23 protein-coding genes are annotated in these 24442 nt (G+C 32.8%); 10 read left to right on the forward strand and 13 right to left on the reverse strand.

What is annotated here, in order from left to right:
- Positions 1-134: 134 nt before the first annotated feature.
- Positions 135-2519, reverse strand: coding sequence for a TonB-dependent receptor (locus C1X07_RS14255; protein WP_103070708.1), 2385 nt, complete (start codon positions 2517-2519; stop codon positions 135-137).
- A gap of 262 nt (positions 2520-2781) precedes the next feature.
- Between C1X07_RS14255 and C1X07_RS14260 the strand changes: the two genes are divergently transcribed.
- Genes C1X07_RS14260 through C1X07_RS14270 form a run of 3 tightly spaced genes read left to right on the forward strand, consistent with a single transcriptional unit; the run spans position 2782 to position 5270 of the window.
- Entirely contained in the window at positions 2782-3867 is a 1086-nt protein-coding gene (locus C1X07_RS14260; protein WP_164914167.1) for a sensor histidine kinase, read from the forward strand.
- Position 3868: 1 nt separating this feature from the next.
- On the forward strand, positions 3869-4627 hold the full coding sequence (locus C1X07_RS14265) for a LytR/AlgR family response regulator transcription factor (protein WP_103070710.1): 759 nt from the start codon (positions 3869-3871) through the stop codon (positions 4625-4627).
- A gap of 10 nt (positions 4628-4637) precedes the next feature.
- Complete coding sequence (locus C1X07_RS14270; RefSeq protein WP_103070711.1) at positions 4638-5270, forward strand: DUF2306 domain-containing protein; 633 nt, start codon at positions 4638-4640, stop codon at positions 5268-5270.
- 33 nt (positions 5271-5303) lie between these two features.
- Here C1X07_RS14270 and C1X07_RS14275 read toward each other — a convergent pair whose 3' ends face one another.
- The 4 genes from C1X07_RS14275 to C1X07_RS14290 form a co-directional block, all read right to left on the reverse strand.
- Positions 5304-5486, reverse strand: a complete 183-nt coding sequence (locus C1X07_RS14275) for an Arc family DNA binding domain-containing protein (protein WP_103070712.1) — start codon at positions 5484-5486, stop codon at positions 5304-5306.
- Positions 5487-5489: 3 nt separating this feature from the next.
- The gene (locus C1X07_RS14280; RefSeq protein WP_103070713.1) at positions 5490-6344 is read right to left on the reverse strand and encodes an SPFH domain-containing protein; all 855 of its coding nucleotides are present in this window, start codon (positions 6342-6344) and stop codon (positions 5490-5492) included.
- A gap of 165 nt (positions 6345-6509) precedes the next feature.
- Positions 6510-6947 (reverse strand): Hsp20/alpha crystallin family protein, encoded by a 438-nt coding sequence (locus tag C1X07_RS14285; RefSeq protein ID WP_103070714.1) that lies wholly within the window; start codon positions 6945-6947, stop codon positions 6510-6512.
- Positions 6948-7168: 221 nt separating this feature from the next.
- Complete coding sequence (locus C1X07_RS14290; protein ID WP_103070715.1) at positions 7169-7570, reverse strand: hypothetical protein; 402 nt, start codon at positions 7568-7570, stop codon at positions 7169-7171.
- Positions 7571-7676: 106 nt separating this feature from the next.
- On the opposite strand from C1X07_RS14290, the gene C1X07_RS14295 reads away from it, so the two are divergent.
- Both C1X07_RS14295 and C1X07_RS14300 read left to right on the forward strand, forming a co-directional pair.
- Positions 7677-7943: a DUF1456 family protein gene (locus C1X07_RS14295; RefSeq protein ID WP_103070716.1), complete on the forward strand. Its 267-nt coding sequence runs from the start codon at positions 7677-7679 to the stop codon at positions 7941-7943.
- An 82-nt stretch (positions 7944-8025) separates the two neighbouring features.
- Positions 8026-9624 (forward strand): class I SAM-dependent methyltransferase, encoded by a 1599-nt coding sequence (locus C1X07_RS14300; protein ID WP_103070717.1) that lies wholly within the window; start codon positions 8026-8028, stop codon positions 9622-9624.
- Between the two features lie 2 nt (positions 9625-9626).
- Here C1X07_RS14300 and C1X07_RS14305 read toward each other — a convergent pair whose 3' ends face one another.
- From C1X07_RS14305 to C1X07_RS14315, 3 genes are all read right to left on the reverse strand, one after another.
- The gene (locus C1X07_RS14305; protein WP_103070718.1) at positions 9627-10136 is read right to left on the reverse strand and encodes a cupin domain-containing protein; all 510 of its coding nucleotides are present in this window, start codon (positions 10134-10136) and stop codon (positions 9627-9629) included.
- Between the two features lie 93 nt (positions 10137-10229).
- Positions 10230-11423, reverse strand: coding sequence for an ADP-forming succinate--CoA ligase subunit beta (gene sucC, locus C1X07_RS14310; protein ID WP_103070719.1), 1194 nt, complete (start codon positions 11421-11423; stop codon positions 10230-10232).
- Between the two features lie 150 nt (positions 11424-11573).
- Positions 11574-12209: an LON peptidase substrate-binding domain-containing protein gene (locus tag C1X07_RS14315; protein WP_103070720.1), complete on the reverse strand. Its 636-nt coding sequence runs from the start codon at positions 12207-12209 to the stop codon at positions 11574-11576.
- Between the two features lie 154 nt (positions 12210-12363).
- Between C1X07_RS14315 and lysA the strand changes: the two genes are divergently transcribed.
- Positions 12364-13596, forward strand: a complete 1233-nt coding sequence (gene lysA, locus C1X07_RS14320; RefSeq protein WP_103070721.1) for a diaminopimelate decarboxylase — start codon at positions 12364-12366, stop codon at positions 13594-13596.
- 191 nt (positions 13597-13787) lie between these two features.
- Here the strand turns inward: lysA and C1X07_RS14325 are convergent, their stop codons facing one another.
- Positions 13788-14012: a DUF3820 family protein gene (locus C1X07_RS14325; protein ID WP_103070722.1), complete on the reverse strand. Its 225-nt coding sequence runs from the start codon at positions 14010-14012 to the stop codon at positions 13788-13790.
- Between the two features lie 17 nt (positions 14013-14029).
- Positions 14030-14566 (reverse strand): DUF922 domain-containing protein, encoded by a 537-nt coding sequence (locus tag C1X07_RS14330; RefSeq protein ID WP_103070723.1) that lies wholly within the window; start codon positions 14564-14566, stop codon positions 14030-14032.
- 67 nt (positions 14567-14633) lie between these two features.
- Here C1X07_RS14330 and C1X07_RS25035 point away from each other — a divergent pair, with 67 nt between their 5' ends.
- The gene (locus C1X07_RS25035) at positions 14634-14786 is read left to right on the forward strand and encodes a hypothetical protein (RefSeq protein WP_164914168.1); all 153 of its coding nucleotides are present in this window, start codon (positions 14634-14636) and stop codon (positions 14784-14786) included.
- Positions 14787-14984: 198 nt separating this feature from the next.
- Here the strand turns inward: C1X07_RS25035 and C1X07_RS14335 are convergent, their stop codons facing one another.
- Complete coding sequence (locus C1X07_RS14335) at positions 14985-17147, reverse strand: LysM peptidoglycan-binding domain-containing protein (RefSeq protein ID WP_103070724.1); 2163 nt, start codon at positions 17145-17147, stop codon at positions 14985-14987.
- Positions 17148-17203: 56 nt separating this feature from the next.
- Complete coding sequence (gene guaA, locus C1X07_RS14340) at positions 17204-18733, reverse strand: glutamine-hydrolyzing GMP synthase (protein ID WP_103070725.1); 1530 nt, start codon at positions 18731-18733, stop codon at positions 17204-17206.
- Between the two features lie 198 nt (positions 18734-18931).
- Between guaA and C1X07_RS14345 the strand changes: the two genes are divergently transcribed.
- Positions 18932-19477 (forward strand): pyridoxamine 5'-phosphate oxidase family protein, encoded by a 546-nt coding sequence (locus C1X07_RS14345; RefSeq protein WP_103070726.1) that lies wholly within the window; start codon positions 18932-18934, stop codon positions 19475-19477.
- Positions 19478-19735: 258 nt separating this feature from the next.
- Positions 19736-20062: a hypothetical protein gene (locus tag C1X07_RS14350; RefSeq protein WP_103070727.1), complete on the forward strand. Its 327-nt coding sequence runs from the start codon at positions 19736-19738 to the stop codon at positions 20060-20062.
- An 83-nt stretch (positions 20063-20145) separates the two neighbouring features.
- Here C1X07_RS14350 and bshC read toward each other — a convergent pair whose 3' ends face one another.
- Complete coding sequence (gene bshC / locus C1X07_RS14355; protein WP_103070728.1) at positions 20146-21741, reverse strand: bacillithiol biosynthesis cysteine-adding enzyme BshC; 1596 nt, start codon at positions 21739-21741, stop codon at positions 20146-20148.
- A gap of 216 nt (positions 21742-21957) precedes the next feature.
- Here bshC and C1X07_RS14360 point away from each other — a divergent pair, with 216 nt between their 5' ends.
- On the forward strand, positions 21958-24438 hold the full coding sequence (locus C1X07_RS14360; RefSeq protein WP_103070729.1) for a M14 metallopeptidase family protein: 2481 nt from the start codon (positions 21958-21960) through the stop codon (positions 24436-24438).
- Positions 24439-24442: the final 4 nt, after the last annotated feature.

Consider the following 24442-nt stretch of genomic DNA (forward strand, 5'->3'; position numbering starts at 1 on the left):
AAGTATCAGTCATATGATTAATGTTTTAACCCGGATTAAGCTTTAGAAAATCTAATGCGTAATCCGGGTTTTCAACAAACATCTAAACAACCCAAGGTCGGGGTATTCATTTATCTCTCAGAATATTTTTTTTATTAAAACTGAAAACGATATCCAAAATCAGGAAAAAAACCTATTTGATCTATCTGATCCACCCTGTTGGTCAAACGATTATATCGACGTGTAAAAATGTTTTCATTGTTAGTCACATTTTGAAAATCAAGATAAAACTGATGCGAACGTTTTTTTGACTTACTATTAATTTTATAACCAAACTTGACATCCCATCTAAAATAATCGTCATTTTGCTCACTAAATGCTAAATCTTCTCGTAAAATCTCGTATCCTGCTGCCTGAGATGCTTCCAGATTAACTGGCGTGTAGTATCTACCTCCCGATACAGTAAGCTTGGTATCAAAAAATAATACATTTTTCTTTGCTTTACCAATTTTAAATTCTTTTCCTGCAAGAAGGTTTACTACATATCCATTATTAAAAGGTGTGTTACGCTCTATCCCGTCGCTACCTTTATATTTACTTTCGAATAGTGAAGTGGTTAATAATCCATAATACCCATCACTAAAAAATTTCTCTAAAGTCAATTCTATCCCTTGATTATACCCTGTACCTTCATTAACTAATGATACCCGGTCGTTTTCAAATCCAAAATTTGCACCTTCGGTCAGAGATGAGTAACTAGAAGAAAAAGGCTCTACAGCAGCGTTGTCAATATCTTGATAATACACTTCGACTTTACCTCTCCATCCTTTACTAATTCTTACATCATATCCCAACACATAATGGGTACTTCTTACAAAATCTAAATCCTTATTGGTTTGAACTAGTTGTCCATTGATTTCTTCATTTAAAAACAACAAAGGCAAAGAAACTGGTTGGTGATGCAATCCAAATCCAAAACTAAAACGATGATTTTGGCTCGCTTTATATGCCAGACCTGCTCTGGGTTCTAATACCAATTGTTCATTCAAACTACCATATTGGCCATGCACACCTGCATTAAGAGTCAATCTCTTAGTTAGTCTAAACTGCCCCTGAATATACGGCTGAATAATATTCAGGTTTTCGTCAATATCAGTAAAGGTAAATAGATCCGGGTCTCCATCCCCATTATTATCAGGTTGTTTTTCTCGATCACGTTGTACCGATTCTACTCCAAAATTTTCTATTAACACTCCTGTTCGCAATGTACTTTTACTACTTAACTTAGAGTTAAAAAGAGTAGAAAATGTAAAACGAGATTCGGTATTATCAGCTTCTGTATATGTTATGATGCGTTCTTGTGAAGTGTCTTTATCTATAAATCGATCTTCCTGAAACTCATTTTGGGTAAAAGAACCTGCAGCTATTGTTCTTAAAAATGAATTGGAGCCGATACTAATCTGATGTTTCAACCCAATTACTCCAAATCCAGAATCCACATATGAATTCTCGTCCTCTGCAGCAAACAGGTCATCCTCTTCAATATCATCTCCTAAGAATTCGATATCCGAAAAACCAACAATTCCAAATAGTGAAAAGTTCCCTAGTTTGCTTTTTCCAAAATCTACATTAAAAGAGAGATCATAATAATTAGGTGTCGCCGATGTCCCTCCTGCACCAATTCCTAGTATGCTAGCCATAGAGTATCTTCCTGAGACCAAAAACGAACCTTTATTTTTTCCTAAAGGTCCCTCAGCCATTGCTTCCAAACCACTAAAAACACCTACCTGACCCGTAAATTCATAAGTATCTATATTACCTTTTCGAAATCCAAGATCAAAAACCCCTCCTATTGCATTACCATACTCTGATGGAAATGCTGAAGTAATAAAATCCGAATTTTTTAATAGATTAGGGTTAAGTGCAGAAACTGGACCACCAGTAGTTCCAATAGTCGAAAAATGATTAGGACTAGGAATAGGTACTCCTTCTAATCTCCATAACAGTCCTACAGGAGAATTACCTCGTATAACGATATCATTTCTACTATCATCTGGAGACGATACTCCTGCAAAATTTGCTGCTAACCTACCTACATCACTTCTACCACCAGAAAAGCGGGTAACTTCTTCAACCCCAAATTGTCGGGCTGAAACAGATGTCAACTTATTAATAGCTTGAGCCTTGCTTGTTTCTGAAGTTATAATAACTTCATCCAGCCGGTCAAATGCTTCTGTTAATGATACATTAACCGCAGCATCCTTTCCTGAAGTCACTACAATATTGGGTAGTGTTATGGATTCAAACCCAATAAAACTTACGCGTATCATTTGGCGTCCCAATGGTACATTCTCCAGAGTAAAATAACCATCCATATCGGTAATTACCCCGATAGCTTGTTCTACGTTTAATAATTCGATTGTAGCTCCCGGCAATGGAGTTTCTGATTGTTTATCGATTACAAAACCTTTAATAGTTCCTGTTTGTGCACTTGCGATGTATCCCAGTACAACAATAAATACAAATGTGATTTTTTTCATAATTTGATTAATGATTTTGCTCAAATCTGTTGTTTCTTTTGTACTAACAAAAGCTAAAAATTTTTAATTGACATTTTTACCATTGAAATGTCAAAAATGAATTTGAATAGTATTAAATGAAATCACTAGTGTATTTTTCCGAATTAAATACCATTTAAGGCAGTTCAACTTCTAATCTGACAATTCAAAACACCTACAAATGATTATTGCATATCTGTTATGTATATTTACAGACACTATACCCAAAAGAGCTATATGTAGTATGAGTTTAATATCAAAAGCATATTTAAAGAAATTCTTGTTGCGTTTTTTTGTTGTTAACGTAATCTATTTCCTTGTTAAATCAACTGTAAATCATGGTGATACCATCACTACGATTGATCCTACAAGTATCTTCTATTATTGCAGTGCTTTTTTTCTTTTAATGTTTGTTTGGGAAACCAATGACTGGCTTATAAGAAAAGAAATAAGATCTTCTAGAGATAAGACTCTTGACCTAAATAATGGGATAAAAATCATTACCATAAACATGGCAATGTTTCTACCTGTTGCTGCTCTTATATATTATTTAGGGATTTTTGAATTCAATCAGCTCTGTGAAATTAATGTTGACACTCCTTGGTTATTGTTTAGGATAGATTTCATTAGAGCTATTCTATTAGCTTTTGTTGTTATCATTTATAATCTTTTTTATTATTCTCTAAAACAGAAAAAAGAGATGGAGAATAGAATGGATAAGCTGAAAAAAGAGGCTATGACTTCAAAATATAAATCGCTAAAAAACCAAATCAGCCCTCATTTTTTATTTAATAGCTTAAATACACTTACCTCTTTGATGTATGAAGATAGAGATCTTGCCTCTGATTTTGTATCAAGATTAGCTACTTGCTATCGATATATTCTGGATAATCGTGAAGAGGATCTTGTAAGTTTAGAAAAAGAACTAAGTTTTTTGGACTCTTTTATATTTATGATGAATGTACGGCATGAAGGAGCTTTATGTATTACCACACATATATCTATCGACCCAAAAGAATTTGTTATCCCGACCTTATCTCTACAAATGCTTGTAGAAAACGCTATAAAACATAATTATTATTCTAAAGAAAAGCCTCTCGAAATTAGTATTATTGCCACAGATACTAATTCTATAATAGTGCAAAACAATCTCCACTTACGGAAGCAAAAAGAAGCATCAACACAATTAGGGCTACAAAATATAAAAAACAGATATTCTTTTTATACCAATAAAGAAGTAAAGATTGAAACAGAAAATGGTTACTTTAAAGTTGCTCTACCTCTGTTATCAAAGGATATTAAAGAAATAGCAATGACAAAAGCTTCCTGATATGACAGCAGTAATTGTTGAAGATGAAAATATAGCTTCCAGGCGTTTAGCTAACCTTATAAAGGAATTAGCTCCAGAAATAGAAATTGCAGGTCAAATCACTTCTGTTGAGAATGGACGCGATTGGTTTAGAAATAACCCGTTACCCGATCTTATATTCCTGGATATTCAATTAAATGATGGATATGGGTTTGATATATTGGATAGCTTAGAAGATCATCCCCCAGTAATATTCACAACAGCGTATAATGAATATGCTATCAGAGGTTTTAAGTACAATGGATTAGATTACCTTCTCAAACCTATAGATAAAAAAGATTTGAATAGTGCACTATCCAAATATCGAAAAAACATTACGGGAAGTAGTCTGGCAATGAGTGAAGATAAGCTGAAACATATTAAAAACTTATTCGCAAAAGAATATAAACGACGTTTCATGGTTAAGGTCGGAAATCAGTTTAATACATTCAATGTAGATGATATTGCATATTTTAAATCTCATGAAGGAGTCATCTTTTTACATTCACATACAAGTAAACAATACCCCATAGAATACACAATAGATCAACTGGAAGATATCCTGGATCCAGTTCATTTTTTTAGAATCAATAGAAAATTTATGGTATCGGTAAAAGCCGTGATAGAAATCCATAGTTATTTTAATAGCCGATTATTATTAAAGTTAAACCCTGTCAATGAGAATCAAGTTATTGTTTCTAGAGAACGAACTTCTAATTTTAAAAAATGGTTAGATCTGTAGTTACTTAACCATGAAAAAAATTATCCAAATCATTTTTTCTTTACTAAGTATAGTAATTGGTCTGTACCCTCTTGCCTATCTTTTTAATCTTTCTGAGTTTGGATTGTTTTTTTCCAAAAATATTGAAATACTATCTAGTGTAATTTGGAACATCTCCTTCTATAGTCATATAATACCAGGTGGGATTGCACTACTAATTGGCTGGATTCAGTTTAATGATAACATAAGGAGTTCTAAACCAAAGCTGCATAAAACAATAGGGAAAATCTATGTTTTAACTGTTCTAATAAGTGGTATTTCTGGAATTTACATTGGTTTCTTTGCAACTGGCGGAGTTATATCATCTCTCGGTTTTATTGCCTTAGCAATACTATGGATGTATACTACATCTATAGCGTTTTGGTACGCCAAAACCTTGAAGATTCACCTACATCAAACAATGATGTATTACAGCTACGCTGCATGTTTTGCAGCTGTCACTCTTAGAATATGGCTCCCTTTTCTTGTTATGTCTATTGGTGATTTTATCGTCGCTTATAGAATAGTAGCCTGGTTGTGCTGGGTACCAAATCTTATAGTTGCTTATTATCTGGTACGCAGAATCAAGCACAAGTTCGTTGTAAATCAAAACGCAAATTTATAGACAGAGTTATTACTGACACTTCTTTTACTGCAATTAATCTTCCTTGAGATTGTCTGGTTTTTTCTTAGATTTCAATCGCTTTGCATCTTTAAGGCTTTTGTGAATCATCCATTCTAATTGTCCATTAACACTTCGAAATTCATCATCTGCCCATTTTTCAATCAACTTGAAAGTTTCAGGGTCTATTCTAAGAACAAATGATTTTTTCTTACTCATATATTACGAATGTAATGTCCCTGTATTTATAACAGGAGTTGCTTCTTTATCACCACATAAAACAACCATCAAATTACTTACCATAGAAGCTTTTTTATCTTCATCAAAATCAATTATATCATCTTCTGATAGTTTGGATAATGCATCTTCTACCATCCCAACGGCTCCTTCGACTATTTTTTTTCGAGCAGCTACAATTGCTACTGCCTGTTGTCTTTTTAACATAGCGCTTGCAATTTCGGGAGCATAAGCCAAATATCCTATTCTTGCCTCCATTACTTCTATTCCTGCAATAGCCAAACGCTCGGTGATTTCATTTTCTAAAGCTTCATTTACCTCATGCATTCCTGATAATAATGTCACTTCATGTTTACCATCAGCAAAATTATCATAAGGATAAGAACCTGCAAGTTTTCTTACCGCCGCATCGGTTTGCACTCTCACAAATTCTTCATAATGATCTACATCAAAAGCTGCTTTATAGGTATCCTTTACTTTCCACACCAAAATTACATTAATCAAAATTGGATTACCAATCTTATCATTCACTTTTACCCGTTCGCTATAAAAATTTCTAGCTCGTAAAGATATTTTTTGCTTGAGATAAAAAGGGTTAGCCCAAAAGAAACCATTATTCTTTATTGTTCCTTTATACGCCCCAAAAAGTACCATTACTTTAGAACTATTCGGGTTGACTATAAAAAAGCCTTTCACCATTAATAATATTACAGCTATTAAAAGCAAAAAAGCGGGGTTCTCTGTCATAATAATCCCTATTACCATTGCGATTATTACTAACAACAATATACCCAATACTACATAACCATTATTCGCTTTTATTTCATTTTCGTTTTTCATAATAATATCATTTTGATATCACAATAATACAATTTATTTATGAATAAAAAAAATATTAGCTAATGACCACAACCTAAAAGAGCTAGTTATCATATAAATACAAAAAAAACACCCTTTATTAAAAAAGGGTGCTTAAATCAATAACTAAACAAAAACCAAATCAAATTATAAAATATCAATCAATCTCTTGGGTTGTACTTTTGCTTCTTCTTTTTTAGGTATTGAAATCAATAATATTCCATTTTCATAAGAAGCTTCTATTCTTGTAGAATCTACAGTATCTGGCAAACTAAAAGATCGTTTGAAGGTACTATAGCTAAATTCTTTTCTAGTATACTTACCATTATCTTCTTTAGTGTCATTTTCTGATTTAGAACTAGCAGAAATAGTAAGCGTATCATTATCTAGTTCTATATTAAAATCTTCTTTGACAAGCCCCGGAGATGCAAGTTCTACGGTATAATCATTATCTGTTTCTTTTACATTTACAGCAGGAGTATTAAATCCTATTTTACTTACATTGGTTGTCCCCCCAAGCCAATCTGTAGAGAAAAAATCATCTAAAAGAAATGGTAATCTGTCTGTTTTTTTTATTAAACTCATTTTATTTTTTTTTAAAGGTTATCCTAAATTTTAATTTCAATGAGTATGTATCAATTTGAGTTCCATTGCTATTTTAATGACATTTTGTCGTTGTTTTATTTTGTAATAATGTCAAAATGTCATTAAACCGTTTTTTTTAGATGACAAAAGCTCACAAAAACAAAAGCCCGTAAATTTTCTTTACGAGCTTCTTATACTTTATTTAATGTTTTACCTTTCTATCAATTATAAAATCTGGTAAATATGGCAATTAACTCTTGAGGCGGAATTACTTTATTTGGATATTCATACATTTTTTCAAGAACCATATCTATTGCTTCTGGTCGCAACCCCATATGCAATCCCATTTCTTTAATTTTTTGAATTTCTAATTGAGAAGTCTCCTGATCAACATTCATAAGTAACACCAATCTATGAAACTGAAGAATACGTTGAGACTCGGATTGTAAATTTGTTTTTTCCACTCCTTTTTCTACCAAAATATCTACCTCATCCTTTGTAACTTCAAGCTGCAAAGCTACAGCCAAAATAAAATTATACTCTTCTTCTTTAAATTTTTTATCAGCTTTTGCAAATTGTATCATTTCTGAAAGCAAACTTAATTTTTCCTCTCTGTTATACATAAGTCTATTACTTTTTTTTGTCGAAAGTAATAAATTAATACTTCTTCATTTGATTCAACTTCAGATTTTACTCTCATTTTTCGCTCAAAAGATATACCTTTGCACCATGGGTTTAACAAACAATGATATTTTCAAAAAACTTAGAGTTGCGCACAAATTACGTGACGATGATATTATAAAAATCTGCAAACTAGTAGATTTTAAAGTAAGTAAAAGTGAGCTTGGTGCCTTTTTTAGAAATGAAAGTCATCCAAAATACATGGAGTGTGGAGATCAGATCCTTCGTAATTTTTTAAATGGATTAATAATTCACTTAAGAGGACCTATGCCCCCTAAAAAAGAGGTTACACCCAAAAACAAGAATACTAACTAACATTTTTTACTTCGAAATAAATGCTTAATTTGGTTGGAACAATATAATTACTCATACCCAACAACCACTTAATTACGCATTTATGCTTACAACTGCAGAAAAAAAGCAATATAGAGAAGAACTTTTCCGTCATTTGGATGGAATAGCTGTAGCACCCGTTGCTTACTCTTTATTTAAAAACAAGGTAACTCAATATCTAATTGATCATGAAGAATCATCAATTTCTCAAATTGCTGACTCCTGTAATGCTAATGAAGGATATCTAAATGTTGCTTTGCGAATTCTCAGTGCCCAGGGATGGTTGGATTACAATACAATCGATGGAAAAGTAACTATAAAAACCAACAAGAATTCCAAATTAGCCTTTGACCATTTTTATCTATATAAAGAGGTAGTTGATTTACTAGAGTTTTCTGGTAAATTTCACCCTAGAAAATTTGAACAAGAACCTTTTCATAAACTCGAACAGTTGTTTGAAAAGTATAAAAATCGTTTCGGTTTACATTCTACTTCTGAGAACACTGTAGTTCAAAATCAAATCCTTAAGCATATTGAAGGTATTTTGGTTGGCCCCACTACTGTACATCTTGGTATGGGAGGTATGTTTCATAAATATTTTATGGAAGCTTCTTTTAGTGCAGATGAATATCATAAGTTTCCTAAAAGTTTTGATACCATCTTAACCTTTTTGTGCCACCTAGGCTGGTTCAGTAAATCGAATAACCATTACACTTTTACTAATAAGGGTTTGTTTTTTGCAAAAAGAGCCTCTGCATATGGCGTTACGGTTTCTTACATTCCTATGTTCAGACAAATGAATTCTCTTTTATTTGGCAATTCAAATGTACTATGGGATACACAAACCGACACTGAAACACATGTAGATCGCGAAATGAATGTTTGGGGAAGTGGAGGAGCACACGCTTCTTATTTTAAAAAAATCGATGAAATCATTATCAGCCTTTTTAATAGACCACTAGACGAACAACCCAAAGGGATTTTGGACATGGGATGTGGCAATGGTGCTTTTCTAATTCACCTGTTTGAAGTTATCGAATCCAAAACCCTGCGCGGAAAACATCTCGATGATTACCCTCTATTTTTAGTAGGAGCAGATTACAATAAAGCCGCCCTAAAAGTTACCAGAGCTAACTTAATACAAGCGGACATCTGGGCAAAAGTAATTTGGGGAGATATTAGCGACCCCGATTTGCTTCAAAATGACCTAAAAGAAAATTACAATATCGAATTAAAAGACCTATTATCAGTAAGAACATTCTTAGACCATAACAGAATATGGAGCGAACCAAATTCGCAACTGAACTCTCCTAGTCAATCCACAGGTGCATTTGCCTATCGCGGAAAACGTTTGCTTAACAACAATGTTGAACGCAATCTAAAGGATCATTTTAAGAAATGGGCGCCTCATATCTCCAAATTCGGGTTAATTGTTATAGAACTTCATACTATCCCTCCAGAACTAACTGCAAAAAATCTTGGCAAAACTGCAGCTACTGCATATGATGCTACTCACGGGTTTTCTGATCAGTATATTTTGGAAATCAATTCTTTCCTAAAGGTTATTAAAGAAGTAGGATTACAAAGTGATGACAAATACTTTTCTAAATTCCCAAATTCTGATTTAGCAACAGTAAGTATTAATTACATTGTTGGAACATAGAATTACTGATCTCTAGTTAAACGAGTAATAATATCTTTGCAATCAGGATATTTTTGAATCAGATCTCCTCTATCTGCCAATTCAAAATCATCAAAGTCAAATCCAGGCGACACTGTACATCCAACTAAAGAATAACTATCCTTATTTTTTACTTCGGAAGCAAACCAACAATCAGCAGGCACTACTAGTTGTGGGGACTCACCTATATCTAAGTTTATTCCCACACTATATTTACTATAATTTCCGGCAGGATCGATTACATGAACATATAATGAGGAGCCCTCATAATAATGCCATATCTCGTCTTGGTTAATTTTATGAAATGCCGAAAAATTATCTGAAGTAAGAAGAAAATAGATTGCCGTACAACAGCAACGCTCTCCGGTAAACTTTTTTCCTAAAACATTTTTTGGAATAACCTGCTTACTTCTATACACTTCTTTATAATACCCTCCTTCAGGATGAGGGTTCATATCCAATCTTAAAACTATTTCTTCTACCCTACTCTTCATGAGTCTGTTTTTTTTTACAACTTACACAAAAAAAAGAAGCGACCCAAAGTAAGATCGCTTCTCATATATCTATAATAAAAACTTATTAGCTCATTATGCCAATACAGCTTGTACTTTGTCAGCTGCTTCTTGAAACTGAACCGCACTTTGCACATCTAATCCACTATTGTCAATAAGCTCTTTTGCTATATCTGCATTAGTTCCTTGCAAACGAACGATAATAGGCACTTTTATTGCGTCACCCATATTTTTATATGCATCTACCACACCTTGCGCTACTCTATCACAACGTACGATACCTCCAAAAATATTAATAAGAATAGCTTTAACATTAGGATCTTTTAAAATAATTCTAAATGCCGTTTCTACACGTTTTGCATCTGCAGTACCTCCTACATCAAGGAAATTTGCTGGTTCTCCACCTGCTTGCTTAATCAAATCCATTGTAGCCATTGCAAGACCTGCACCATTTACCATACAACCTACATTACCATCTAGATCTACATAGTTAAGTCCAACTTCTTTTGCTTCAACTTCGATTGGGTTTTCCTCTCGAATATCACGCATATCTACATAGTTCTTATGACGATAAAGTGCATTATCATCCAAAGTTACCTTGGCATCCACCGCCATAATCTTACTATCACTAGTCTTAAGAACAGGGTTGATTTCGAATAAAGAAGCATCAGATTTAACATAAGCAGTATATAATGCCATTACAAATTTTGTCATCTCCTTAAACGCAGCACCACTTAATCCCAAATTAAATGCTACACGTCTTGCTTGAAAAGGAAGTAATCCAACTGCAGGATCCACTTCTTCTGTAAAAATCAAGTGTGGAGTTTCTTCTGCAACAGTTTCAATGTCCATTCCACCTTCTGTAGAATACATAATCATGTTACGTCCTGAAGTACGATTTAGCAACACAGACATATAAAATTCATCCGGTTCACTATCTCCAGGATAATACACATCTTCTGCAACTAATACTTGGTGTACTTTTTTCCCTTCAGCAGAAGTTTGAGGAGTGATTAAATTCATTCCGATAATCTGTCCTGCAATTTCTTCTACTTCCTGAAGGTTTTTAGCTAACTTAACTCCACCACCTTTTCCTCGTCCTCCAGCATGAACTTGTGCTTTAATCACATGCCATCCTGTCCCCGTTTCTGCAGTAAGTTGTTTTGCCGCTGCTACAGCCTCATTTGCGTTTTGCGCTACAATACCACGCTGAATACGCACCCCAAAGCTGTTTAATATCTCTTTACCCTGATACTCGTGTAAATTCATAATGTTTTTTTTTGCCTTTTTTAGGAGTTCCAAAAATATGAAAAGTGAAGTTACTGTGCCAATCTTTTGTGGTAAAAAAAGTTAGCTTCTTTTTATTAGGCAAACTCCCTCATAAAGACAGCAACCTATCCTTATCTTACTATGCCAATTTTACAACCTAAAGTCTTCAAAATCTAAAGGATCGAAGTTCTTAAAATGTCCATTCATCTTAATAACCGCTTTAGCCCTATTCATCTCTCTTACAATAGGGATCGTAACTTTAAGATGCTTTATAAGGTAACTTAACCTTTCTGATTCGTTTCGGAGCTTTAACAAATGGTACTCCTGATGCAACGCCAAACCAATCTTATGAGCTACTTGATAACTCACAAATGGAATACTAAATATAGGAGGGTTGTCTATAGTAAGTTCTATATATAAAATTGCGATATTCCTAAGCAATTCTTCTTGCAATTCTTCTTCACTACCTTCATCATCTTTTAAAAACTCAACATCTCCTGCTGCATAAAGTTTACCAGGGAATTGTTGATAAAACTTTTTGATTCTAAAAATTCTGGTCCCTATACATACAATATCTTTTTCTCCCTTTGGGTATCTCTTTGCAATTTTTTGAAGTTTTATCTCAGTACCATAATCCAATTTTTCATCAATATAAGTAGGTATCCCAAACAAAACACCATCCTTCTCACAGTCATTAATTAGCTGTTGATATCTTTTTTCAAAGATATGTAATGGTAAACGCTCTCCTGGATAAACAACTGTTTTTAATGGAAAAAGAGGTAACATGTTTTTTTATTAAAAATACTAAATAAACGATGTTTATACACCTTAAAAACAAGTTAATAGTCTAAAAATCTACTTTAGTGATAGATTTTTTCTTTGCAAGACATCAATATCTCTAATTTTATTGATAATTTCGTAGGCTTAAATTTGTGACACGATGGAAAATGAAAATTTATTAGCAATTTCAAAAGAGTACGGAAGTCCTATATATGTGTATGACTCCTCAAAAATTACTTCACAGTATAATCGTCTAACAGACGCATTTAAGAAAGTCAAACAGCTCAAACTTAACTATGCTGTTAAGGCGTTATCGAATATTGCTGTTTTAAAGCTAATGAATTCATTAGGTGCGGGACTAGATACTGTTTCTATTCAAGAAGTTCAACTAGGTCTCAAAGCTGGCGCTAAACCAAATAATATTGTTTTCACTCCCAATGGAGTTTCACTTGAAGAAATAGAAGAAGTGGCTGCTTTAGGTGTTCAAATAAATATTGACAACCTTTCTATTCTTGAGCAATTTGGCACAAAACACCCTAATATCCCAGTATGTATTCGTATGAATCCACATGTGATGGCAGGAGGAAACAGTAAAATATCAGTTGGTCATATAGACAGTAAATTCGGCATATCAATTCATCAAATTCCTCATATTCTAAGAATTGTAGAGAATACAGGAATGCGTATTAACGGAATACACATGCACACAGGTAGTGATATCTTAGATATCGAAGTATTTTTACGAGCATGCGAAATACTTTTTGAAACCGCAATGAATTTCAAAAATCTTGATTTTATTGATTTTGGAAGTGGTTTTAAAGTACCTTACAAATCAGGAGATATTGAAACTAATATCGAAGAATTTGGCAATAAGATGACCAAACGATTTAATGCTTTTTGCAAAGAATATGGTAAAGAGTTAATACTTGGTTTTGAACCTGGTAAATTTCTGGTAAGTGAAGCAGGGTACTTTTTAGCTAAAGTAAATGTTATTAAACAGACTACTTCTACTGTTTTTGCTGGGATTGATAGTGGTTTCAACCACTTAATCCGCCCTATGTTTTACAATGCGCACCATGATATTATAAACATCTCTAATCCAAACGGAAAAGAGCGATTTTATTCTGTAGTAGGATATGTTTGCGAAACTGATACTTTTGCTACAAACCGAAGAATTCCTGAGATTAATGAAGGTGACACCATTGCTTTTAAAAATGCTGGTGCCTATTGTTATTCTATGTCGAGTAATTACAATTCACGTTATCGCCCAGCAGAGGTACTATGGCATGAAGGAAAAGCACATCTGATTCGTAAACGAGAGACATTTGAAGATTTAATTAAAAATCAAGTTGATGTAGATATATTTTCTGAGATCGCTGAATCAGCTTCTTAAAATATTGTATATGTAAACATACATAGCGCCAGATTAAAATCTGGCGTTTTTTTATTCAATCTAAAAATCTTTTATACTCATAACAGATTACAAACACACGAAAGTAGGTGACAAAAATTAGTACTCAGAAAGCCATATAGTACTAGATTAAAAAAGAACATGTTTAGGGAATATAAAACAAAAAGCTATGACTACATTTTCTTAATATTTCTAATTAAGTACTCTAACCCATTAAGCTTTAATTCGTATACTGTTTGTAGTTGTTGCCCCAACACTCCTTTAGGGAAGCCTTTATTATGATACCATACAATATAGTACTCTGGAAGATCAATAAGATATCGGTCTTTATATTTACCAAAAGGCATTTTGGTATGTGCTAACTTGATTAAAAAATCCTTTTGGATTTGGATTTCCATGTGTTCTGAAAAGAATATTATTTAGTAAAACCTCTATAATACCACATTAAGGTTTCTACCTTTTTTTCCCACTTTTTTTGAGCCTCTTGATTTCTTGAATGATCTGTCTCTTCATCATATCTTTCTTGCATATTTATTCTCATTCTTTCAACTAACTTATACATCTTATTAAGATCTCTTCTTATATTTTTTCCTGCCTTATATTCTTTTAATCTCTTTCGCATTATTCTGGCATGTAATTCAGAGATATCAAAATGCAACTGCTCGTGTGAAAGAAGGCTATCTGACATTTGTCCTCTTTTAACCCATGACAAAGAAGGGTAGCAAAAGCTATCTACCTGATAATTTAATTCGATCTCTCCTTTATCTTTACCATACGACCATTGATAAGTAATTCCTGTATTAACAGCCGAATCATAAGTACTATTATGATCTGGTTTCCCTCTAAAATCAGACCAATCCAATTCACTTCTTTCTGTATACGAGAACTTACCTACATAACCATTGGTATTGGCAATAAATAAAAATAAAATAATAGTAATACACTTACTCATAATTGCAAACAATTATGCCCAAATAAAAGTTATATCCTTGCCTATTACAGGTGCTAAAAGATACAATATGGGGCAAATATTGTTAGCACTCTACAAAACAGCTTTTATTATAGTTTCTAAAGATGACATATGCACTTTTAACCATACACAACTTACAGAATCTATCCCTAATTCATTTTCCTATGTTTCCCTAAACAATTATAATGCCAGAGATCCCTAATTAAAAAAAAACTAAAAAAAGGCAACCTGAACAATATCAAAGATATATAAAAAAAACTTTTTTTTTTATCTATTAATATATGTTTTTACATAGTATTAGAAATATTCCCAAATTACAATACTAATACACCTTATATTTAATCTTTTTTCTCTAAATATTAGCCTAATATAACAATGTTTATTGAAATTTAAAAAAAAATTATTCGACTAAGGTCAATTTTAGATCATCATCAAATTTAATAAGGTAAGCAGCGTTATTATGATACCCTCCTATGAGTTTTTTGGAATACCTAAATTTGTTCTCGACATACTCTGTAGTCCCTTCAAAAGAAGCAGAGTGATAAAGGTCGTCTGCAGTTCCTAATCTCATCAAAACATCATATGCTATATCAAAGCCTCGGATAGCCCAATTATTAGGATCAACTCCATATTTTTCTTTATACTTTTTTGCAAATGGCGTAATTTTCACCTCTTCTTCCTCAATCCCTTTATCATCAAACTCTTTATCTACAGATGGATAATGCATATGTAATTTAGACAAGTGTTCATTTTTGATATTATCATTATCGAAGGCATTGTTCTTATCAGAAGTAAACAGAGTAATATCATAATCCTCTAGCTTAGCATTAAGCAATGGGATAACATTACTTATCATAGCAACATCATTTGACTCCAGAAAAACCCAATTAGGTTTATTTTTACTTAGCACTTTATTAAGTCTCACTTCATAAAGATAATTTCCTTTTTCAATCCTAGCAATCTTGGCTTCAGGAAATTTGGCGACTAATTTTTCTTTAATTTCTTTATACTTTGTTCCTTGCTGAACAATAATTATAATATTCTTATCTGTAGAATCCTTTTCTACAAAAGAGATTATCTTATCCTGCAATACTACATTTGTCGGTCTTGTCTGAAAAAAATTATCATACAAATCTGATTCTTTTCTCGAAGCAGGTGAAAATACTGGTGTGTTGTATTTTTTTAGTTCAGATGCAACAACCTCTGCATTAGTCTGATACAAAGGACCAATTACTACATCTGTGCTATCAAAATCATTTTCATTAACTATCTTTTTAAGATAATCCTTATTATTACCTTTTTGAGTATCAAAAACATTAAGTTCTGTGGTAATCCCTTTAGTTTTTGCAGAATCTACGGCTATCAGAATTCCACTATAGAGATCTAATGCAATCCGAAGGCTTTGCTTGCTTTTAAGATATCCTTCTGTTTCTTTTCTTGCATCAAAATTTAAAGCATCTAAACTAAAAGGCAACATAATCGCTACCTTTTTCGGAGAAAAATTATATAGGTTATTCCCCAAATCAATATAATTTTCTTTAGTTAAACCTGTAACAACAGTTAGGGTATCTTTCGGGATTGTAATAACCATTCCGGCTTTCAAACCATCTCTTAAATATGGATTCATTTTAAACAATGAATCAGAGGAGATACCAGTACGGTGTAAGATACGAAAAATAGTTTCCTTTGGCTTAACCTCATACAACTCAAAACCTGGCTGTACAGCATCTTTTAAAGAAACAAAAACCGTAGTAGGAACCGTAATTTGCATTCCAACAGGAAAACCAGTCCCCATATTAGGATTAAGTTTTTCTAACTCACCTGTAGTAATCCCATGCCTTCTAGCGATACCATACTTAGTATCTTTTGGCTGGATAGTATATCTGGTTGTCGTAGACAATCTGGTATTAGCTCCACCATCGATTACTTGATTGTTTGAAGAGTCATCTGCAAAGACGGGTATTCTTAATTTGTCTTTCTTCTTAATTTGTTCAGAATATAGTCTTTTATTATTCTTCTTTATATCCTCAACCGTAATTTTGTAAGTTTTAGCGATACCATACAAGGTTTCTTTTTTTCTTACTTTGTGCGTTATAAACCGCACAATTTTTCGTTCTTGGGGAACTGCTTTTAAACTATCTAGTATTTTATTTTTCCCAACTTCGGAAACACCATCAATAGGAATGTTTTTTTCTTTATCAATTTTACCTACATTAAGAATTTGACCAATATTTATACCTTTGTCTGCTTCTGGATTAAGTAAATAGATAGTCTCTGTACTTATATTATATTTTTTAGATAAACTATATACCGTGTCATCTTTTTCTACGACATGTGTTTTATATTCTTGATCATCTATCACTGGGATAGCCAAAATCTCACCTTCATTAATTCCACTTTTTGCTGTTGGATTTATTTTGTATATAGCTTCAGGAGTTACATTGTATCGTTTTGCTATTCTATATACATTTTCTCCTTTTTCTACCTTATGACTTTTATATTGCTGTGCATAAATTGATCCTGACATGATCAACAACAAAAAGATCAATAAAAACTTTTTCATGTATTTATCTAATTTATTTTTTTATTCCCCTTAATTCCTAATTCAACTAAATCCAATCATTCCCATTCTATCGTTGCGGGAGGCTTAGAACTAATATCATATACTACTCTATTAACGCCTTTTACTCTGTTTATTATTGTATTAGAAGTTTTTTGTAGAAATTCGTATGGAAGGTTTACCCAATCTGCTGTCATTCCATCTGTACTTTCTACAGCTCTTAAAGCAACGCAATTTTCATAGGTTCGCTCATCTCCCATTACACCAACACTTTGTACTGGCAACAAAATTGCACCGGCTTGCCATACTTTATTATACAATCCACTTTCTTTCAGTCCATTTATAAAAATAGCATCAACCTCTTGTAATATATTAACTTTCTCTGGAGTAATATCTCCCAAAATACGTATTGCCAATCCTGGGCCAGGAAAAGGATGTCTTCCTAATAATTCTGGATCAAGTCCCATCGAAGCTCCAACTCTACGCACCTCATCTTTAAATAGCATACGTAATGGTTCGACTACTTCTAGTTTCATAAAATCGGGTAATCCCCCTACATTATGATGAGATTTGATGGTTGCAGAAGGTCCGTTAACCGATACTGACTCAATAACGTCTGGATAAATTGTACCTTGTCCTAACCATTTTGCATTATCTATTTTATGCGCTTCATCATCAAAAACTTCAATAAAAATCTTTCCAATAATTTTTCGTTTCCCTTCTGGGTCACTTTCTCCTGCAAGAGCATCCAAAAAGCGTGCCGAAGCATCTACACCTTTTACATTAAGCCCCATACCTTCGTATTGTTTTAATACAGAAGAGAATTCATTTTTTCGAAGTAATCCGTTATTTACAAAAATACAGTGCAGGTTTTCTCCTATAGCTTTATGCAATAATACAGCCGCAACTGTAGAGTCCACACCACCACTTAAACCTAACACTACTTTATCATTTCCTAGCTTAGCTTTAAGGTCAGCTACCGTAGCATCTACAAAAGAATCGGGAGTCCAATCGGGAGTTACATCTGCAATTTTGATCAAAAAGTTTTCCAGAAGTTTTTTTCCATCTGTAGAATGATATACTTCGGGATGAAATTGAATAGCATAAGTATCTTCATTTTCGATTCTATATGCTGCATTCTCTACATCATTTGTACTTGCTAACCGTACTGCTCCTGTAGGTAATTTTTTTATAGTATCACTATGACTCATCCATACTTGAGAGCCTATTGCAATGTTTTCGAAAAACTGCTCATCTTTCTCTACAAAAGATAAATTTGCTCTACCATATTCTCTCGTATTAGAAGGAGCAACTTCTCCTCCGCTAAAATGAGCCAGGTATTGAGCTCCATAACAGACCGCTAGCAGAGGTTTCTTACCTCTAATCTCTGATAAATCCGGATGTGGAGCATCTTCTCCTCTAACAGAGAAAGGCGAACCTGATAGGATTACTGCCTTAAAATCTGATACGTTTTCTGGTAGGTTATTAAAAGGGTGTATTTCGCAATACATATTTAACTCTCTCACCCTTCTTGCGATGAGTTGAGTATATTGCGATCCAAAATCTAAAATAAGTACGTTGTTTTGCATAGGCAAAAATAAAATTAAATTATAACCCCCGAAATCCTTTTTTGGAATAATTTTCAATAATATTTCTAATTCATTTTTACTGAGCTTTATACTTCTGTAAAAAAAAACCTATATACTTACATTTTCACAGCAATTATTCTACGTTTTTAACTTTTGTTAACCCGTATAAAATCATGTAACTTTAAGAAAAAATATTCTATGACAAGAATTATCTTTTCTTCTATTATAAACGATTTTAAAAATGCGATTGATATTTCTAGTCACCCTTTTAGGCATTTCACCTTAGCAACATCTGATATTGATGGCAACCCCAGAATGAGAACTGTTGTACTACGTAAGATTGATGAAATGTTAAACCTGACCATATATACTGATAAAAGGTCTAAAAAAATCACACATATTAGTAAAGATAACTCAGTTAGCCTATTATTTTCTGATACAGAAAGGTCTCTTCAGGTCTCTCTCCTTGCCAAAGCCGAAATCATCACAAATGATAAAATATTACAATCTATGTGGAGGCAAGTTCCTAAAAAATTAAAAAAAGAGTATACCTCACAAGTACTTCTGGAGAAAGAAACCAAAAATACTGCTTCTATAGACTACCTAGAAAGAAAACACTCTTTTTCTGTAATAACATTGAGTCCGTATCATATTGAATATCTTCGTTTAAAAAGACCAGATCACACACGTGTGCTCTTTAAAAAGGAAAATAACAGCTGGAGAAGTACCTATTTTACATCTTGATCTTAAAATACTATCCCTGTTTCTATAAATATCTAAACTGATATCTCCACAATAGAATGCTTACACCACCAATTCATTTGATTCATTCATTATTTTTTTAATAGTATTTTACAACTATAGATTTGATAAAAATCCTGAATCCTCCATCTAAGCAAAACAACCACTCATCGTCACTTAATTGTTTTCTATCGATATTAATATTATAAGCAGTTAAATCGTTTTAAATTTATCCCATAAACCTCTTAAACCCCAATTGTGATGAACTTTTTTACTTTTAAACTTTTTATAATACTTATCCTTCTTTCTAATCCCAAATGTTTTGCAAACAACACCGAATATTCTACAAAAATCTCTAATCCATCATTCCCTTCTATTACCACAAAAACAGCTGACAACCCAATATTTAAAAGTAAGACACCTAATTCTAAATTCCCTAAAAAAAATGAAGCTCTTACAATCTCTATTCTAGAATTTATAAGAAAACACACGGATCCCTATAGAAAGAAAAATGAAGCTCAAGGCAGCTGGATCAAAAGCACCAAGTGGATTAAAAATCCTAACTGGATTAAAAAAGAACTTGTTTAACTACAAAACCAGAATGAATATATGATTAAAATTATACTTATATAACATCATTTACATTTACGCAATACAAAAAAAATCACCTATTAATTCTTTAGAATCAAAAACTCGCCCTTTAACGGATCTAAATACTCAACTAACATTGGAATTAGCGAGGCACCATATTCCAAATAAAGTTCTGTAAAGTTTTGATTACGCTCTTGTAAGCTCTGATTTGGAAAAAGTTCATTTTGTAACGTTGTCAATCGTTTTACATGGTCACTTAACTTACGCCTTTGAGCTTTGAGTAATCGTTTTTCTAAAGTTTTTAATCCCTTAAGTTGTTTTACCTCTTGGGCTTTTACTGCCTTATAAAAAGTAACATCTGTCTGGTTAGCCAGCTCATACATCACTTCAAACTGTTCTTTTAAATATTTGCGTTGAGGATCAAAATTAATATCAATATTAGATATCCTGCGTACTTTTCTATTTATTAATTCGTGTTGTTTTAAAAACAACTCTATATCTGACACATTAAGTTTCTCTATTTTTTCTGCCTGTTTTTTGGTTTGTATCAAAACTGAATTACGTAGTAATAACATTGGAAAAGCAACCTGCATTTCTTTAAAATAATCTTTCAGCTCCAACCAATATGCCAGCTCTCCCCCTCCTCCAATATAGCAGAGATTAGGTAAAATAACTTCTTGATACAAAGGGCGCATCATTACATTAGGACTAAATTTTTCTGGAGATGTACCGAGCTCTTTTAGGATTTCACTTTCGCTCCAGGAGATTTCTGTTTCGTTTACATAATATTTTTCTTCTTTTTTGACAATCCTTTCTCGTAGCCCTTCTCCCAAGTAAAACAAATTAATTTCTCGGGGGTTTACCTGTACCTTATATCCTTCTGCTTCTAATTTTTTTGCCTTAGGTAATACATTAGTATATGCAGCTTGCATTGTTAATTCCTTTTCTACAAATGGAATAAACATCCTTTTTAACTCTCTATCATCTCCATCTACAATAACTAGCCCATATTCCTTAAATAACTCATTAGCCAAATATCGCGTAGCTTCAGCAAGATTAGTATGCTGTAGATAAGCTTCTTTAAACAAAGATTTAAGCTGTTCTGCATTTTTTCCTACCCCTATTTCAGAAGAAAAAATCTCAAAAACTTTATCTAACCCTTCTGTATCAAAAATTCCTACAGCTCCACCATCCTCTTTATTCCAACGTATTTTTTTCCCAAAAAGATTAAAATAATTAATCTCTTCAAAATCATGATCTTCTGTTGCCATCCAATACACAGGAACAAAATCATAATCAGGGTACTTCTCTTTTAAAATTTTAGTAAGGTTTATTGTTGAAATTATTTTATACAAAAAATATAATGGCCCTGTAAAAAGGTTTAGTTGGTGCCCTGTAACAACAGTAAAAGTTGTTGATTTCTCTAATGATTTTATATTTTCATAAGTACGATCAGAACAAACGGTAGAATTATACTGCTTCCTTAATGCTTGCACCAGTACTTCTCTATTCTGATCAGGGAATGATTCTTCTTTTTCTTTAATTTGATCTTTAAAGTTTTCTATTTTAGGAAAACGATTATAAAATGGTTTCAATTCGGGTTTTTGATCCAAATAGTCACAAATCAGAGATGAAAAATAATTCGTATCACGAAACGGAATACAGTCACTGGGCATAAACATTTTTTTTGAGAGGTTAAATATACATCAGATTGTCATTTCATTTATTTTTTTATATTTTTTTTAATATTAAGCTCCATTTTATAGTTAAAAAGCTTTCAAATCATACTTTTCTTAGTTATAGATTATTTCAAATCCTAAATTTTAGTTAATACAGATTATATCCTAAAGATAACTCGGTATTTTACCATTTTAAAATGAATTCTTCAGTCAATGAAAAAACTAATCATCTCACTTTTTGTCGTAACGACATGCTTAACTTACTCTCAAAACAATTTACAATCTCCTTCAGAATTTTTAGGATATAACATTGGTGACCAATTTACACGCCATGCAGATGTTGTAAATTATTTTAACCATATTGCCAATCACTCCAATATGGTCACTTATCATACGTACGGAAAAACAAACGAACGTAGGTCATTAACATATGCAATAGTCTCTTCTGAAGAGAATTTAAAAAATATTGAAAACATAAGGCTTGATAATCTAAAAAATATTGGTCTTGCTGAGGGTACTTCTAATCCTGAAATTGCAATAGTTTGGTTAAGTTATAATGTCCATGGTAATGAAGCATCTGGTACTGAGGCTGCCATGAAAACTGTTTATGAACTGATCACAAACAAAACTGCTTGGTTACAAAATACAGTGGTTATCATAGATCCCTGTATCAACCCAGATGGACGTGACCGCTATGTAAATTGGTACAACCAAGTAAAAGCCACTCCATATCAGACTGATCAATCTGCCTCAGAGCACAATGAACCTTGGCCAGGAGGAAGACCAAATCACTATCTATTTGATCTTAATCGTGATTGGGCTTGGGCAACTCAGGTGGAGTCTCGACAACGATTAAAAATATATAATGACTGGATGCCTCATATACATGTAGATTTTCATGAACAAGGGATTAATGAACCATATTATTTTGCTCCTGCTGCAGAGCCTTTTCATGAAATTATAACGCCGTGGCAGAAAGATTTTCAGACTCAAATCGGAAAAAATCATGCTAGATATTTTGATGCGGAAGGATGGTTGTTTTTTACCCGAGAACGTTTTGATCTACTATATCCTAGCTACGGAGATACCTATCCTACTTTTATGGGAGCTATCGGAATGACCTATGAACAAGCAGGACATGGTCGGGCAGGTTTAGGTATTCAAACTGATGAAGGTTATATTCTAACCTTAAAAGACAGAGCCTTACATCATACTACAACAGGGTTATCTACTGTAGAAATATCATCTCAACAAGCCGTAAAACTTAATACTGAGTTTAAAAAATTCTTTACCAATTCTAATCAGAAATACAAAAGTTATGTCCTAAAAGGAGAAGCTGATAAAATTAACTCCTTAACAAGCTTACTAGACAAACATCAAATTAAATATGGGTTTACCAATGCTGCAAAGGTATCTGGTTTTAGTTTTAAAGAAAATAAGCAAGGGAGTATGAATGCAAAAGGAGCACTAGTTGTAAGTACAAACCAACCCAAAGGTAAAATGGTAAAAGTACTTTTTGAACCTGATGCCAAACTAAATGATCCCCTCACCTATGATATTACTGCCTGGAGTGTTCCTCATGCCTATGGATTAGATGCTATCGCTTCTACTACACTGGTTTCTACCGATGGAAACAGAAAAGAAAACACCTTTAATAACACAATAAACCCTAATGGTCCAGGCTATATTGCCAAATGGAATAGTATAAACGATGCTGCCTTTATGGCTGATTTACTAAAACATAATATTAGAGTCCGTTTTAGTGAGAAAGATTTTAGTAATGGCTCAGAAAATTTTAAAAAAGGAAGCCTTATCATTACCAAAAGTGATAATCGTAAGAATAAAAACTATGATACAGAAGTTGTCGATATTGCGAATAAGCATAACCGAAAATTATATACTTCTTCAACCAGTTTTGCAACCAAAGGTGTAGACTTTGGCTCTCCAGACGTAAAACTGATCAACAATCAAAAAATCGCAGTCCTTAAAGGTGACTACACTTCTTCTTTGAGCTATGGTGAAATTTGGTATTTCTTTGAACAGCAACTTAAATTTCCTACGACATCAATAGATACTAAATATTTTAAAAACATAAATCTTAATCAATATGATGTTCTCATACTACCAAATGGGTATTACGATGGGTATTTTGACAAAAACATTTTGAATAAATTAAAAGAATGGGTCAGTCAAGGAGGAAAAATAATTGCTCTTGCCAATGCAGTAAATACATTTGTTGATAAAGAAGGGTTTGATCTCAAAAAAAATAAATCTGATAAAAAGGAAAAAGATTCTATTGGTAACCTAACCCCTTATGATCAACGAGAACGTGCAAGTGTAACAGATTTTATTACAGGAAGTATTTTTAAAACCAAAGTAGATTCGTCTCATCCAATGGCTTTTGGGTATAACGATACATACTTTAGTTTGAAACTAGGAAGTGATTCTTTAAAATTCTTAAAAAACGGATATAATGTAGCATACATAGAGCAACAACAAAAAGTGTCAGGGTTTGCTGGTAACGATGCTCTAAAAGGTTTGGGCAACTCACTCATTTTTGGCGAAACAAGAATAGGTAATGGAAGTATTATTTATATGGTAGACAACCCTTTGTTTAGATCCTTCTGGGAAAACGGGAAGCTTTTCTTTGTAAATGCTATCTTCTTTGCAAATAACAATAAATTTAGAATTTAAATTA

It is taken from the genome of Aquimarina sediminis, assembly GCF_002895435.1.
GTDB classification, from domain to species: Bacteria; Bacteroidota; Bacteroidia; order Flavobacteriales; family Flavobacteriaceae; genus Aquimarina; species Aquimarina sediminis.

What these genes read in the sequence shown, in the direction of transcription:
- C1X07_RS14255 (WP_103070708.1), bottom strand. Translation starts at nt 2,519, where the DNA reads ATGAAAAAAATCACATTTGTATTTATTGTTGTACTGGGATACATCGCA.
- C1X07_RS14260 (WP_164914167.1), top strand. Translation starts at nt 2,782, where the DNA reads ATGAGTTTAATATCAAAAGCATATTTAAAGAAATTCTTGTTGCGTTTT.
- C1X07_RS14265 (WP_103070710.1), top strand. Translation starts at nt 3,869, where the DNA reads ATGACAGCAGTAATTGTTGAAGATGAAAATATAGCTTCCAGGCGTTTA.
- C1X07_RS14270 (WP_103070711.1), top strand. Translation starts at nt 4,638, where the DNA reads ATGAAAAAAATTATCCAAATCATTTTTTCTTTACTAAGTATAGTAATT.
- C1X07_RS14275 (WP_103070712.1), bottom strand. Translation starts at nt 5,486, where the DNA reads ATGAGTAAGAAAAAATCATTTGTTCTTAGAATAGACCCTGAAACTTTC.
- C1X07_RS14280 (WP_103070713.1), bottom strand. Translation starts at nt 6,344, where the DNA reads ATGAAAAACGAAAATGAAATAAAAGCGAATAATGGTTATGTAGTATTG.
- C1X07_RS14285 (WP_103070714.1), bottom strand. Translation starts at nt 6,947, where the DNA reads ATGAGTTTAATAAAAAAAACAGACAGATTACCATTTCTTTTAGATGAT.
- C1X07_RS14290 (WP_103070715.1), bottom strand. Translation starts at nt 7,570, where the DNA reads ATGTATAACAGAGAGGAAAAATTAAGTTTGCTTTCAGAAATGATACAA.
- C1X07_RS14295 (WP_103070716.1), top strand. Translation starts at nt 7,677, where the DNA reads ATGGGTTTAACAAACAATGATATTTTCAAAAAACTTAGAGTTGCGCAC.
- C1X07_RS14300 (WP_103070717.1), top strand. Translation starts at nt 8,026, where the DNA reads ATGCTTACAACTGCAGAAAAAAAGCAATATAGAGAAGAACTTTTCCGT.
- C1X07_RS14305 (WP_103070718.1), bottom strand. Translation starts at nt 10,136, where the DNA reads ATGAAGAGTAGGGTAGAAGAAATAGTTTTAAGATTGGATATGAACCCT.
- sucC (WP_103070719.1), bottom strand. Translation starts at nt 11,423, where the DNA reads ATGAATTTACACGAGTATCAGGGTAAAGAGATATTAAACAGCTTTGGG.
- C1X07_RS14315 (WP_103070720.1), bottom strand. Translation starts at nt 12,209, where the DNA reads ATGTTACCTCTTTTTCCATTAAAAACAGTTGTTTATCCAGGAGAGCGT.
- lysA (WP_103070721.1), top strand. Translation starts at nt 12,364, where the DNA reads ATGGAAAATGAAAATTTATTAGCAATTTCAAAAGAGTACGGAAGTCCT.
- C1X07_RS14325 (WP_103070722.1), bottom strand. Translation starts at nt 14,012, where the DNA reads ATGGAAATCCAAATCCAAAAGGATTTTTTAATCAAGTTAGCACATACC.
- C1X07_RS14330 (WP_103070723.1), bottom strand. Translation starts at nt 14,566, where the DNA reads ATGAGTAAGTGTATTACTATTATTTTATTTTTATTTATTGCCAATACC.
- C1X07_RS25035 (WP_164914168.1), top strand. Translation starts at nt 14,634, where the DNA reads ATGGGGCAAATATTGTTAGCACTCTACAAAACAGCTTTTATTATAGTT.
- C1X07_RS14335 (WP_103070724.1), bottom strand. Translation starts at nt 17,147, where the DNA reads ATGAAAAAGTTTTTATTGATCTTTTTGTTGTTGATCATGTCAGGATCA.
- guaA (WP_103070725.1), bottom strand. Translation starts at nt 18,733, where the DNA reads ATGCAAAACAACGTACTTATTTTAGATTTTGGATCGCAATATACTCAA.
- C1X07_RS14345 (WP_103070726.1), top strand. Translation starts at nt 18,932, where the DNA reads ATGACAAGAATTATCTTTTCTTCTATTATAAACGATTTTAAAAATGCG.
- C1X07_RS14350 (WP_103070727.1), top strand. Translation starts at nt 19,736, where the DNA reads ATGAACTTTTTTACTTTTAAACTTTTTATAATACTTATCCTTCTTTCT.
- bshC (WP_103070728.1), bottom strand. Translation starts at nt 21,741, where the DNA reads ATGCCCAGTGACTGTATTCCGTTTCGTGATACGAATTATTTTTCATCT.
- C1X07_RS14360 (WP_103070729.1), top strand. Translation starts at nt 21,958, where the DNA reads ATGAAAAAACTAATCATCTCACTTTTTGTCGTAACGACATGCTTAACT.